Annotated in this window: 11 protein-coding genes; 10 read left to right on the top strand and 1 reads right to left on the bottom strand. The window is 63.9% G+C overall.

The annotated features are described in order from the left end of the window. Nucleotides 1-143: 143 nt before the first annotated feature. The gene (locus NKH57_RS25390) at nt 144-935 is read right to left on the bottom strand and encodes a cyclase family protein (RefSeq protein ID WP_352948340.1); all 792 of its coding nucleotides are present in this window, start codon (nt 933-935) and stop codon (nt 144-146) included. A gap of 118 nt (nt 936-1,053) precedes the next feature. Here NKH57_RS25390 and NKH57_RS25385 point away from each other — a divergent pair, with 118 nt between their 5' ends. The 10 genes from NKH57_RS25385 to NKH57_RS25340 all read left to right on the top strand — a co-directional run bounded on the left by NKH57_RS25385 (nt 1,054) and on the right by NKH57_RS25340 (nt 12,722). Further along, nucleotides 1,054-2,628, top strand: coding sequence for a phytoene desaturase family protein (locus tag NKH57_RS25385; protein WP_352948338.1), 1,575 nt, complete (start codon nt 1,054-1,056; stop codon nt 2,626-2,628). A 112-nt stretch (nt 2,629-2,740) separates the two neighbouring features. Further along, a complete protein-coding gene (locus tag NKH57_RS25380; protein WP_352948335.1) occupies nt 2,741-4,270 on the top strand; it encodes an ABC transporter substrate-binding protein in 1,530 nt (509 codons plus the stop codon). Nucleotides 4,271-4,358: 88 nt separating this feature from the next. After that, complete coding sequence (locus NKH57_RS25375) at nt 4,359-5,366, top strand: ABC transporter permease (RefSeq protein WP_352948332.1); 1,008 nt, start codon at nt 4,359-4,361, stop codon at nt 5,364-5,366. Next, nucleotides 5,359-6,207, top strand: coding sequence for an ABC transporter permease (locus NKH57_RS25370; protein WP_352948329.1), 849 nt, complete (start codon nt 5,359-5,361; stop codon nt 6,205-6,207). Before NKH57_RS25375 ends, NKH57_RS25370 begins: the two co-directional genes overlap by 8 nt. Beyond that, entirely contained in the window at nt 6,204-7,082 is an 879-nt protein-coding gene (locus tag NKH57_RS25365) for an ABC transporter ATP-binding protein (protein WP_352948326.1), read from the top strand. Before NKH57_RS25370 ends, NKH57_RS25365 begins: the two co-directional genes overlap by 4 nt. Beyond that, nucleotides 7,075-7,911 carry an ATP-binding cassette domain-containing protein gene (locus NKH57_RS25360; protein WP_352948323.1) on the top strand — a complete coding sequence of 279 codons (837 nt, stop codon included), beginning with the start codon at nt 7,075-7,077 and terminating at the stop codon, nt 7,909-7,911. The genes NKH57_RS25365 and NKH57_RS25360 overlap by 8 nt, the downstream gene beginning before the upstream one ends. Before the next feature lie 291 nt (nt 7,912-8,202). After that, nucleotides 8,203-10,491, top strand: a complete 2,289-nt coding sequence (locus NKH57_RS25355; protein WP_352948320.1) for a bifunctional salicylyl-CoA 5-hydroxylase/oxidoreductase — start codon at nt 8,203-8,205, stop codon at nt 10,489-10,491. A gap of 199 nt (nt 10,492-10,690) precedes the next feature. Next, entirely contained in the window at nt 10,691-11,449 is a 759-nt protein-coding gene (locus NKH57_RS25350) for an SDR family NAD(P)-dependent oxidoreductase (RefSeq protein ID WP_352948317.1), read from the top strand. Continuing rightward, nucleotides 11,443-11,913 (top strand): MarR family winged helix-turn-helix transcriptional regulator, encoded by a 471-nt coding sequence (locus NKH57_RS25345; RefSeq protein WP_352948314.1) that lies wholly within the window; start codon nt 11,443-11,445, stop codon nt 11,911-11,913. The genes NKH57_RS25350 and NKH57_RS25345 overlap by 7 nt, the downstream gene beginning before the upstream one ends. Next, nucleotides 11,910-12,722: an enoyl-CoA hydratase family protein gene (locus NKH57_RS25340; RefSeq protein ID WP_352948311.1), complete on the top strand. Its 813-nt coding sequence runs from the start codon at nt 11,910-11,912 to the stop codon at nt 12,720-12,722. Before NKH57_RS25345 ends, NKH57_RS25340 begins: the two co-directional genes overlap by 4 nt. The last annotated feature ends 155 nt before the right edge of the window (nt 12,723-12,877 follow it).

Below are 12,877 nucleotides of genomic sequence, written 5' to 3'. Positions count from 1 at the left end.
GATGTGATCGGGGGCTTTCATTGGGGGCTGCTCTTCGTCGGCAGGCAGTGGAGTTCAAGCGCGTGGAATTGCGCTCTACGGCGCCACACCATCAACCCAGTTTCGCCTACACACATGATCTTCTCCCGAAGACCCACCTCGCCCTATTGCTTCGACACCAGCGCCAGCGCGCGGATCGGGCTGCCGGTGCCGTGTTCGATCTTGAGCGGCGCCGCGATCAGGATGGCGCCCTTCGGCGGCAGCTGGTCGAGGTTGCAAAGGCTGGCGAGGCCGTAGCGGTTGGCCTTGTGCATCAGCGTGTGCGCCGGGAATGGCGGCTCCATGCCGCCGGCCTTGCCGGCATCGGTGCCGATCGTCTCTGAGCCCCAGCCCTTGATGTCCTTGCTGATCAGGAACTGGATGGCCTCGGCTGTCGGGCCGGGCGTGTGCGGGCCGGTCTCGTTGGCATTGAGGAACTCGGCTTCCGAGCCGTTGCGCTTGTACCAGTCGGTGCGCATCACCACCCATTCGCCGGCATTGATGGCGCCATGCCTGGCTTCCCACGCCTTGATGTGGTCGACGGTGAGCAGGAAATCAGGGTCGGCGGCGGCTTCCTTCGAACAGTCGATGACATTGACTGGGCCGACGAAATTCTGCGCCGGAATGGTGTCGGTTGCGCCGTCGGCATAGTCCTTGCCGGAAATCCAGTGCTGCGGCGCATCGAAATGCGTTCCCGAATGTTCGCCTAGCTTCAGCCAATTCCAGGCCCACCACGGGCCGTTCTTGTCATAGCGGGAGATCGAATGGATCTCGACCTTCGGCGTGTCGACGGCGAGTTCCGGCGGCAGCTTGATCAGCGGCGTATCCGGCCCGAGCGGCGCCGTCAGGTCGACCACCTTGATGGCGCCTGAAAGAAGCTGGCCCGCGACTTCGCCAAGGAGTTTTTGGGTATCCATGGTCTCTGTTCCCTCTTTCATGTGATGATCAAGGCTCGTCTCGGCCCTTAATATCCTACTAGACGAAAACATATGCATCTGCAATTATCTTTAAGCATAAAGGAAATGGGACCGGGGCGTGAGCGAATTTGACGCCATCTTTGTCGGGGCGGGCCACAACACTCTGGCATGCGCCGCGCATCTGGCGCTCAAAGGCTGGAAAACCGGGATTTTCGAGCGCAGTGCAACAATCGGCGGCGCCGTCCAGACCCGCGAATTCACCCTTCCCGGCTTCCGCCACGACTTCGGCGCGATGAATCTGAGCCTGTTTGCCGGCTCGGCCTTCCACCGGAAATATGCAAATGAATTGAAAGCACAGGGACTGGAATTCGCGCCGGTCGCCGATTGTTTCGCCAGCGCCTTTCCGGACGGCCGCTGGTTCGGCGTCAGCAACGATCTGGAAAAGACCACTGCCCGCATGGCCGCCTTTTCCGCGGCCGATGCCGCGACGTGGCGCCGACTGGTCTCTGCCTTCCCGGCGGAGGCCGAGCACCTGTTTCGGCTGCTGGGTTCGCCGATGAGCGCACGTGCTCTTGCCGGCACCGCGTGGAACCTGTGGCGCAAGAAGGGCATGTCGGGGGCGCTCGATACGGGACGGCTGCTGCTGTCCTCACCCCGCGCCTGGCTGGAGGAAAACTTCGAGTCGCCTCATATCAGGGCGACGCTCGCCACCTGGGGCATGCATCTCGACTTTGCTCCCGACATCGCCGGCGGTGCCGTGTTCCCCTATCTGGAATCGATGGCCAACCAGAGCTTTGGCATGGTGCTGGGCAAGGGCGGCGCCGACACCATCATCCGGGCATTGTCGGGCATGGTCAGGTCTGCCGGCGGCAAGATCGTCATCGGCGCCGAAGTGGCCGAGATCACGGTTTCCGCCGGCAAGGCGACAGGCGTGCGGCTCGCTTCCGGTGAGACGCATACCGCCACCAAGGCTGTCATCGCCGACGTCGCGCCCAAGGCGCTGACCGGCAAGCTGCTGCCGGATGGTTCAGGCGACGCCGGCTTCGACACGGCGATGCAGAAATTCCGCCACGCGCCGGGCACGATGATGATCCATCTGGCACTCGATGAATTGCCGGACTGGCGCGCCGGAGCGGAGCTGCGGCAGTTCGCCTATGTGCATCTGTCGCCGTCGCTCGATGCCATGTCACGCACCTATCAGCAGGCATTGGCGGGCATGCTACCGGACGAACCGGTGCTGGTCGTCGGCCAGCCGACAGCGATCGACCCGTCGCGGGCGCCTGCAGGCAGACATGTGCTGTGGGTGCAGGTGCGCATGCTGCCCGCCGAAATCACCGACGATGCCGCCGGCAAGATCGCGCCGGCACATTGGGATAAGGTCAAGGAGGTCTACGCCGAACGCGTCCTCGACATCATCGAGACCTACGCGCCTGGCTTACGAAACAAGATCCTCGGCCGCGCCGTCTTCTCGCCCATCGATCTCGAGCGTGAAAACCCGAACCTCGTCGGTGGCGACCAGGTTTGCGGCAGCCATCATCTGGCGCAGAACTTTTTGTACCGCCCGGCGCGCGGCTACGCCGGCTGGAACACGCCGATCGGCAATCTCCATCTGACTGGTGCCGCGACATGGCCCGGCGCCGGCACCGGTGCGGCTTCCGGATACATGCTCGCACAACAGCTTGGCGGGAGGTAGGAGCGACGATCGATAGAGGCCACGAGAGGCAAGGCGCCGCTGCCCACGAAGACTGAACCAATGAACTGACATTGCCGCGCGACGAAACAGAAAACCAACAAGGGGAACGACCATGACAATCAACAGACGCGAATTGCTTGGATACAGTGCCGCGGCACTCGGGGTCGCCGCCGTCGGCCTGCCGCAGATCGCCAAGGCGGCCGCCGGTGAACTGACCATCGCCTATAACGTCAACCTGCCGTCCTGGGATCCGACCACCGGCCCCTCTGCCGTCAACCCGACGATCCAGGGGCTCTATCAGTCGGTGTTCGACCAATTCATCCCGCAGAAGCCAGACCTGTCCTTCGCGCCGGGACTGCTCACCGAATGGGGCTGGAACGACGACCGCACCAAGATCATGATGACGGTACGCGAAGGCGTGACCTGGCACGACGGCTCGCCGTTCACGGCCGAAGACGTGGTCTGGTCGCTGCAGCGGGCGGGTGACGAAAAGACCGGCAACCCGATCCAGTTCGTGTGGAAGAACGTCAACAACTTCAAGATCGACGGCAACAAGATCATCGGCGACGTCGTGCAGTTCGACCCGGTGTATTTCAAATGGATGTCGTTCCTGACCGGCTACATCATGCCGAAGGCCTATTACGAGAAGGTGGGCGCCGAAGGTTTCGAGAAGGCGCCGATCGGTACCGGCCCCTACATGGTCGAAAAATTCGAGCGCAACGCCTTCCTGCGGCTGAAGGCCAACCCGAACTATTGGGGCGGCAAGCCGGCCTTCGAAAATATGACGATCAAGTTCGTCACTGACGCGGCGAGCCGCGTCGCCGAGATCGAGTCCGGTTCCTCGCAGGTGACGCTCGAAATTCCCTATGAGGAATATGACCGCCTGATCGCCAAGGACGGGCTGGCCGGCTCGTGCAAGAACGTCTCCGACATCGGCATGATCTTCTTCAACGACATCGAGGCGATGCTGGACAAGAACGTGCGCCAGGCGGCCGTCATGTCGATCGACAAGAAGCTGTTGGTCGACCGCCTGCTGCGCGGCTACGGCCAGCCGATCGACACGCTGGAGACGCCGGAATACGCGGCCTACGACGCGTCGATCAAGGTCGAGCACAATCCGGCGAAGGCCAAGGAGCTGCTCGCCGCCTCCGGCTATTCACTGGAAAAGCCGGTCAAGTTCACCATCCAGACGACCAAGGGCTTCAAGCCCAAGGACTATGAGATGATCCAGGCGATCGTCGGCATGTGGCGCAAGGTCGGCATCGAGGCGTCGATCGAGGTCTACGAGATCGCCAAGCACTACGAATTGCGCGCCGCAGACAAGCTGGCACCGGCCGCCTTCTACAATTGGGGCAATGCCATCGGCGATCCGACCACCTCGACCGGCTTTGCCATGTATGGCCCGAGCCCGCATTCGGTGTGGGACAGCCAGGACCTGATCGACATGATCAACCCGCTATGGGGCGAGAAGGACGAGGCCAAGCGCATCGCCGGCTGGAAGGCAGTCGACAAATATATCGCCGAACAGGCCTATGTGCTGCCGCTGATGCAGTACGCGCAGCCGATCGTACATGCCAAGGGCGTCAACGTGGTCCAGCATGTGTCCGGCGCGCTGCTGCCGGCCCTGATGACCCCGGCCTAACCGGCCTGAAATTGCGGCGCGCCGTCCATAGCGACGGCGCGCATTTTCTATCCGGCATACGAGCCAGCGGGCTCCTGCAAAGACATACATGCTCCTGCAAAGATTCCTGATCCGTCTCCTGACGATGCTGATCACGCTGTTCGGCGTGGCCGTCGTCGTCTTCATCGTGATCCGCGTAGCGCCCGGCGATCCGATCGCCATGATGCTGCCGCCCGGCGCGACAGACGCAGACATTGCACGGCTGCGCGCGCTCTACGGCCTCGACAAGACCATCGTGCAGCAGTTCTTCATCTGGCTGTCCGGCGTCGTCAGGGGCGATTTCGGCACTTCGATTTCGCTGCGGCAAGACGTGCTCGGCCTCGTCTTCAACCGGCTGCCGGCGACGCTGGAGCTCGCCATCGTTGCACTCCTGATGGCGGTGGCACTTGGCGGCACCACGGCGATCCTCGGCGCGCGCGAACGCGGCACGGCGGTGGAAGCCGGCATCGACATTGCCAGCGGCGCGGCGCTTTCGATTCCCGATTTCCTGTGGGGCCTGGTGCTGATCCTGTTGTTCGGCGTTCTGGTGCCGATCTTCGATATTTCCGGCCGGGTATCGCCACAACTCGACCTGCCCTTCGTCACCCAGTTCTATCTGTTCGAGAGCCTGCTTCGGCTGCGCCTCGACCTCACCTGGGATCTCCTGAAACACATGCTGATGCCGGCGGTGGCGCTGGCGCTGCCGTTGGCGGCGATCATCTCGCAGTTGCTGAAACAGTCGCTGAAAGAAGTGCTCGACCTCGACTATGTCGTGCTGGCGCGGGTGAAGGGGTTTTCGGAAACGCAGGTCATCCTACGCGAGGCGCTGAAGAACGCAGCTCTGCCGACGCTGACGCTGGTCGGCGTGCAGTTCACCTTCCTCATCGGCGGCACCGTCATCGTCGAGCGGCTGTTCTCCTACGAAGGCCTCGGCAACATGGCGATCGACGCGGTCATCAACCGCGACCTGCCGCTGATCCAGGGCATCGTGCTGGTCTTCGCGTTGCTGTTCGTGCTGATCAACCTTGCCGTCGACATGATGTACGCGCTGCTCAACCCGAGGCTGCGCCATGGATGATGGCCCCATTTCAAGGCATGGCTCGGGCGCAAAGCTGTGGCTTGCCGGCGGCTGGCTGCTGCTGGCGCTGCTGGCGGCGATCTTCGCGCCGCTGGTGGCGCCGCAGGACCCGCTGGCGCAGGATCTGATGCTCCAGCGTCTGCCGCCGTTCTGGATCGATGGAGCCGAGCCCGGCTACTGGCTCGGCACCGACAGCCTCGGCCGCGATCTGTTATCCAGGCTGATCTTCGGCGGCCGCATCGCCTTCATCGTCGCTTTCGCCGCGGCCATCGCCGCCTGCCTTGTCGGCTCGACGCTGGGGCTGGTCGCCGGCTATTTCGGCGGCTGGGCCGACCGCATCATCTCGCGCATCGTCGATGTCTGGATGGCGTTTCCGCCGGTATTGTTTGCCATCCTTCTGGTCGCGGTGCTGGGCACAGGCCTCAGCTCCGTCATCCTCGCCATCGCCATCATCGACTGGACGCGTTTTTGCCGCGTCATCCGTGCCGAGGCGATGGGCCAGTCGCGCATGGACTATGTCGAGAACGCCCGCATCGCCGGCTATGGCCGCATCGGCATCATGCTGCGCGAAGTGCTGCCCAATGTGGTGCCGTCGATCGTGGCGTTGCTGTCGCTGGAAATGGGCATCGCGGTCATCGTCGAGGCGATCCTGTCCTTCGTCAATCTGTCGATCTCGACCGACGATCCGACCTGGGGCGGCATCATCGCCGAGGGCCGGCTGTCGATCCATCAGGCCTGGTGGGTGCTGGTGTTCCCGCTGATCACGCTAATCCTGACGGTGCTGTCGTTCAGCCAGTTCGGCGAAGCGCTGAAGGCACGTTTCGATCCGGTGCTGCGATGAGCGCCTGTCTCGAAATCAGGGATCTGAGCGCCGTGCTGCCCAACGGCCAGCGCGTGCTGCGCTCGGTGTCGCTTGCCGTGCAGCCCGGCGAAGTCCGCGCGCTGGTCGGCGAGAGCGGTGCCGGCAAGACGATGATCGGCAAGGCGGTGCTTGGCGTGCTGCCGCCGAGCGTGCGCATTGTCGAAGGCGACATGCTGCTTGAGGGCGAAGACCTCAGCCGGCTTCAGCCCAAGCCGCGGCGCACGCTGATCGGTGCCCGCACGGCGCTGATCCCGCAGGATCCGCTGACCGCACTCAACCCGTCACGCCGCATCGGTCCGCAGATGACGGACCGGCTGGTGCGCATACTCGGCTGGAGTGGCGACAAGGCTGATCGGCGCACTCGGCAGTTGCTGGACGAGGTGCAGATCCGCGACCCCGACCGTGTGCTCAAAAGCTATCCGCACGAGCTTTCCGGCGGCATGCGCCAGCGCGTGCTGATCGCCGCGGCCTTCGCCGCCGAACCACGGCTGATCGTCGCCGACGAGCCGACGACGGCGCTCGACGTCACCGTGCAAAAGCAGATCCTGCGGCTGATCGCTGCGTTGCAACGCGAGCACGGCACGGCGATCCTGTTCGTCACCCATGATCTCGGCGTCGTCGCCAAGATCAGCCAGAAGGTGTCGGTGCTCTATGCCGGCAAGGTGGTGGAAGAGGCCGACACGGCTGCGCTCTTCGCAGCACCCCAGCATCCCTATACGCGGGCGCTGATGGCGGCGACGCCGCGCTACACCGACCCATACGCTTCGCTGAAGCCGGTGGACGAGGCGGTGCTGGCCGGGCTGGCCGCCGAGATTGCGGCCGCCGACCAGGCCTGGGGGCGCCCGCATGGCTGAGCCGCTGTTTTCCGTACGTGGGCTGAAGGTTGCCCTGCCCGACATGACGCGCAAGCCGCTGTTTGGCCGCGCGCCGCTGGCCGAGATCCTGAAGGGCCTGGATTTCGACCTGCCCAAGGGCTCGGTCACCGGCATCGTCGGCGAATCCGGCTCCGGCAAGTCGACGCTCGGCCGCGCTCTGGTGCGCCTCTTGGAGCCCAGTGCCGGCAGCATCAGTTTCGAGGGCCGCGATATCATCCATCTGCCTGAGGCGGAGCTCAGGCCACTGCGCCGTGACCTGCAGATGATCTTCCAGGATCCGATGTCGTCGCTCAACCCGCGCCGCACCATCGCCAGCATCATCGCGGCACCCCTCAAGCAGAACGGGCTTGGCGACAATCTGAAGGCCCGCGTCGCCGAGGCGCTGCAGCGCGTCGGCCTGCCGCAGGGCTTTGCCAGCCGTTACCGCCACGAACTGTCGGGCGGCCAGCGCCAGCGCGTCGGCATTGCCCGAGCCCTGGCGCTGTCGCCGAAATTCGTGCTGGCCGACGAGATCGTCTCCGGCCTCGACGTGTCGACCCAGGCGCAGATCCTGACCCTGTTGGAAAAGCTTGCGGCCGAGATGGGTCTGACCGTCGCCTTCATCAGCCACGATTTGTCCGTCATTCGGCGGCTGTGCCGGCAAGTGATCGTCATGCGCGAAGGCATGATCGTCGAGGCCAGTGCCACCGATGCCTTGTTCGATAATCCACGGCAGGCCTACACGCGCGATCTCATCGCAGCCATTCCGCTGCCGGAAATCGACCCGGGTTGGCTGGACATCCCTGCCGCCGCCAAGGCCCCGGCATGAATGCACACGCACGCCGAAAAGCGAGCCTCGGACATGCGGCCGCCGGCCAGACCATCCTCGACTCCAGACAACTGAAAGCGATCAGCCTCGGGCATGGCCTACGACAATGGCGCCGAGACGATCTAGGGAGCCCGAAGAACCCGGAAAGTGATGGCAACGCGTGCTTGCGGATGTTTCGCGAGCACGCCAAACAGGTGCGACGTTGAATCATTTCGATATGAAACTTTAAGCTTGAAATAATTTGCCGCCAGCGCGATACTGAAACCAGTAAGCGAAGAGGAGATCGCAGACATGAAGGTTGCGGTTCTCGGCGGTGGACCAGCCGGCCTCTACTTTGCCATCTCGATGAAGCTGAGAGATGCCGCGCACGATGTGACGGTGTTCGAGCGCAACCGCGCCGACGACACGTTCGGCTGGGGCGTCGTGCTGTCGGCCGAGACGCTCGACAATCTGTCGAAAAACGATCCGGTCAGCGCCGTCTGGATCAAGAAGCACTTTGCTTACTGGGACGATATCGCCGTCATTCATGACGGCGTGCGCACGGTTTCGACCGGGCATGGCTTTTGCGGCATCGGCCGCAAGCGGCTGCTCATCCTGTTGCAGCGCCGCGCCCGAGAACTCGGCGTCAAGCTCCTGTTCGAGACCGACATTGCCGATCCCCGACCTTACATGGAAACGCATGATCTGGTCGTCGCCGCCGATGGGTTGAACTCCAGGGCGCGCAACACTTTCGTCGACATCTTCAAGCCCGACATCGACACCCGCAAATGCAAGTTCGTATGGCTCGGCACCAACCAGAAATTCGACGACGCCTTCACCTTCATTTTCGAAAAAACCGAACATGGTTGGGTGTGGGCGCACGCCTACCAGTTCGACAGCGATACCGCGACGTTCATCGTCGAGTGCAGCGAGCAGACCTGGGCTGCCTTCGGCTTCGGTGCGATGTCGCAGCAGGAATCGATCGCCGTCTGCGAGCGCATCTTCGAAAAACATCTTGGCGGCCACGCGCTGATGACCAATGCCAACCATATCCGTGGTTCGGCCTGGATCAATTTTCCGCGCGTGCTGTGCGAACGCTGGTCCTACAAGAACCTTGCGCTGATGGGCGATGCGGCGGCATCGGCGCATTTCTCGATCGGTTCGGGCTCTAAACTCGCATTGGAAAGCGCGGTGGCGCTGGCCGAGTATGTCGAGTCCGAGCCGAACCTTGAGGCCGCGTTCCGCAGATATGAGGATGCCCGCCGCACCGAGGTGCTGAAGCTGCAATCGGCCGCGCGCAATTCGCTCGAATGGTTCGAGGAGGTCGAGCGCTATCTCGGCCTAGATCCGGTGCAGTTCAACTATTCGCTGCTGACCCGTTCACAGCGCATCAGCCACGAGAATTTGCGGCTGCGCGATGCCGAATGGCTAGGCGGCGCGGAGGAATGGTTCCAGCGCCAGGCGGGCGCCGTCGGCATACGCCGCGCGCCGATGTTCGCGCCGTTCAAGCTGCGCGATCTAAAGCTGCAAAACCGCATCGTCGTCTCGCCGATGGCGCAATACAAGGCTGTCGACGGCTGCCCGACCGATTGGCATTTCACCCATTATGCCGAACGGGCCAAAGGCGGCGCCGGCCTCATCTACATCGAGATGACCTGCGTCAGCCCCGAAGGCCGTATCACGCCCGGCTGTCCCGGCTTCTATGCGCCCGAGCATGAATTGGCGTGGAAGCGGCTGGTCGATTTCGTTCACACAGAGACCGAAGCCAAGATCTGCGCCCAGATCGGCCATTCCGGCGCCAAGGGTTCGACCCGGCTTGGCTGGGAGGGCACCGACGTGCCGCTGGTATCAGGCAACTGGCCGGTGATGGCGGCCTCGGCCGTGGCGTGGTCTCCGCAGAACCAAGTGCCGAAGGCGATGGACCGCGCCGACATGGACAGAGTGCGCGACGAATTCGTGGCCTCCGCCGAGATGGCCGACCGTTGCGGCTTCGACATGCTGGAGATCCACGCCGCGCATGGTTATCTCTTGTCGTCTTTCATCACGCCGGTCACCAACCGGCGCACGGATGCCTATGGCGGTTCGCTGGAAAACCGCATGCGCTATCCCCTCGAAGTCTTCCGCGCGGTGCGCGCCGCCTGGCCGGCGGAGAAGCCGATCTCGATGCGCATTTCGGCCAATGACTGGGTCGGCATCGAAGGCGTAACACCGGCCGACGCGGTCGAGATCGCGCGTCTGCTGCATGAGGCCGGCATCGACATCTGCGACGTCTCCGCCGGCCAGACATCGGCATTGGCAAAGCCCGTCTACGGCCGCATGTTCCAGACGCCGTTTTCCGACCGCATCCGAAACGAGGTCGGCATGGCCACCATGGCGGTCGGTAACATCTACGAGCCGGACCATGTCAACTCGATCCTGATGGCCGGCCGCGCAGATCTGGTGGCGCTGGCACGGCCGCATCTCGCCGACCCCTACTGGACCCTGCATGCGGCTGTCACGCTTGGCGACCGTGGCGTCAAATGGCCGGATCCTTATCTGCCGGGACGCGATCAGATCTACCGGCTGGCCGAGCGTGATGCGGCGGCGGGGCTGAAAGTATGAGTGCTTTTCGCTTGCTACGTCGGCGCTGTACCCCCACCCCTAGCCCCTCCCCACAAGGGGGAGGGGGACCAAGTCGCAATGGGCTCTTCCGAAACCGCAGAAGTTTGCAATGGATGGGCGCTGTCGTAGCCTTCTCCCTCCCCCTTGTGGGGAGGGTTAGGGGTGGGGGTACGTGGCGTCAAGTTTCGAGGATTGGCACATGATAGCGGGCAAGCATGCGCTGGTCACCGGCGGCGGCTCCGGTGTTGGCCGGGCCATCGCGCTGGCGCTGGCGGGTGCCGGCATCGACGTCACCATCTGCGGCCGCCGCGAAGCGGAGCTCGCCAAGGTCGCTGGCAAGAACGGCCGCATCTTCGGCATCGCCGCCGACGTGACCAATGAGGCGGCGATGGTCTCGCTCTATGAAACGGCACAAGCTGCACGTGGGCCGTTCGACATCGTCGTCGCCAATGCCGGCATGGCCGGCAGCAAGCCGGCGCACAAGACCGCACTCGACGACTGGCAGCGGACACTCGACGTCAATTTGACCGGCGCTTTCCTGACCGTGAAGCCGGTGCTGGCCGGCATGGCCGAGCGGGGGACTGGTCGCATTATCTTCATCGCCTCGACGGCAGGGCTGAAAGGCTACGCCTACGTCGCGCCCTACGTCGCTGCCAAGCATGGCGTCATCGGCCTGATGCGGGCGCTGGCTGCCGAGACGGCGAAGTCCGGCGTCACCGTCAACGCGGTGTGCCCGGGCTTTGTGGAAACCGAAATGCTGGAAGAATCCATCCAGCGCATCGTCGAGAAGACCGGCCGCTCAGCCGAACAAGCGCGGTCGAGCCTTGCCTCGACCAATCCGCAAGGCCGCTTTATCCAGCCGCAAGAGGTCGCCGCCGCCGTGCTGTGGCTGTGTGGCGACGCCGCCCAATCGATCACCGGACAGGCGATTTCCATCTCAGGAGGCGAAACATGGTAGCCGGCCCCCTGCCCGCACCGTCTGGACCCGGCAAGGACCGGCTGCGTCTCTGGATAAGGCTGCTGCGTGCTTCGCGCACAATCGAGGCCGAGCTGCGCGAGCGGCTGAAGAAGGAGTTCAACACGACGCTGCCGCGCTTCGACGTGATGGCAGCGCTCTACCGCGCGCCGGACGGCATGCTTATGAGCGACCTATCGCGCTTCCTGCTGGTCTCCAATGGCAATGTCACGGGCATCGTCGACCGGCTGGTCTCGGAAGGGCTAGTCGCGCGTGCGCGGCGCAATGGCGACCGCCGCACGTCGATGGTGCGGCTGACGGAGGAAGGCACGCAGGCCTTTGCCACCATCGCCGCGGCGCATGAAAGTTGGATCGGCGAATTGCTGGGCAAGGTCAGCGAGGACGACGCGCGCCGGCTGACCGGCATGCTGACCTCGTTCCGCAGCAACTGGGAGGGACGCGAATGACCGCGATGGCCGGGCGCAAGCCGAAGCATTTCCTGTGGGAGGTCGAGGGCAGGATCGCAAAGGTCCGGCTCGATCGGCCGGAGCGCAAGAACCCGCTGACCTTCGACAGCTATGCCGAGCTGCGCGACACGTTTCGCGACCTCGTCTATGCCGACGACGTCGACGCCGTGGTGTTCCTGTCCAATGGCGGCAATTTCTGCTCCGGCGGCGATGTCCACGACATCATCGGCCCGCTGGTCAAGATGGACATGAAGCAGCTTCTCGCCTTCACCCGCATGACCGGCGATTTCGTCAAGGCGATGCTGAATTGCGGCAAGCCGATCATTGCGGCGGTCGATGGTGTCGCGGTCGGCGCCGGCGCCATCATCGCGATGAGTTCCGATATCCGCATCGCCACGCCGGAAGCCAAGACCGCGTTCCTGTTCACCCGCGTCGGACTTGCCGGCTGCGACATGGGCGCTTGCGCGATCCTGCCGCGCATCATCGGCCAGGGCCGCGCCGCCGAACTGCTCTACACCGGCCGCACCATGACCGCTGATGAAGGCGAGCGCTGGGGGTTTTACAACCGGCTGGTCGATGCCGCATCGCTGGAGGCCGACGCGCTCGACATGGCGGCGCGCATCGTCTCCGGCCCTACCTTCGCCCACGGCATCACCAAGACGCAGCTCAACCAGGAATGGTCGATGGGCCTCGACCAGGCGATCGAAGCGGAAGCTCAGGCGCAAGCGATCTGCATGCAGACCCGCGACTTCGAGCGCGCCTACAGGGCTTTCGTGGCTAAGGAAAAGCCGGTGTTCGAAGGGGATTGAGGATGAGCGGTTCGCGCCCAGGCACCCCCCTCTGGCCTGCCGGCCATCTCCCCCGCAAGGGGGGAGATCAGCTGAACGCATCGCTTTCACCGATCGCCGGCGTTGCAGGATGGACGGCAAGATTGAAGTTGCCAATCTCCCCCCTTGCGGGGGAG

The sequence above is a fragment of the Mesorhizobium sp. M1050 genome, from assembly GCF_040318715.1.
Taxonomy (GTDB): domain Bacteria; phylum Pseudomonadota; class Alphaproteobacteria; order Rhizobiales; family Rhizobiaceae; genus Mesorhizobium.
This window is presented reverse-complemented; position numbering and strand designations above follow the sequence as displayed.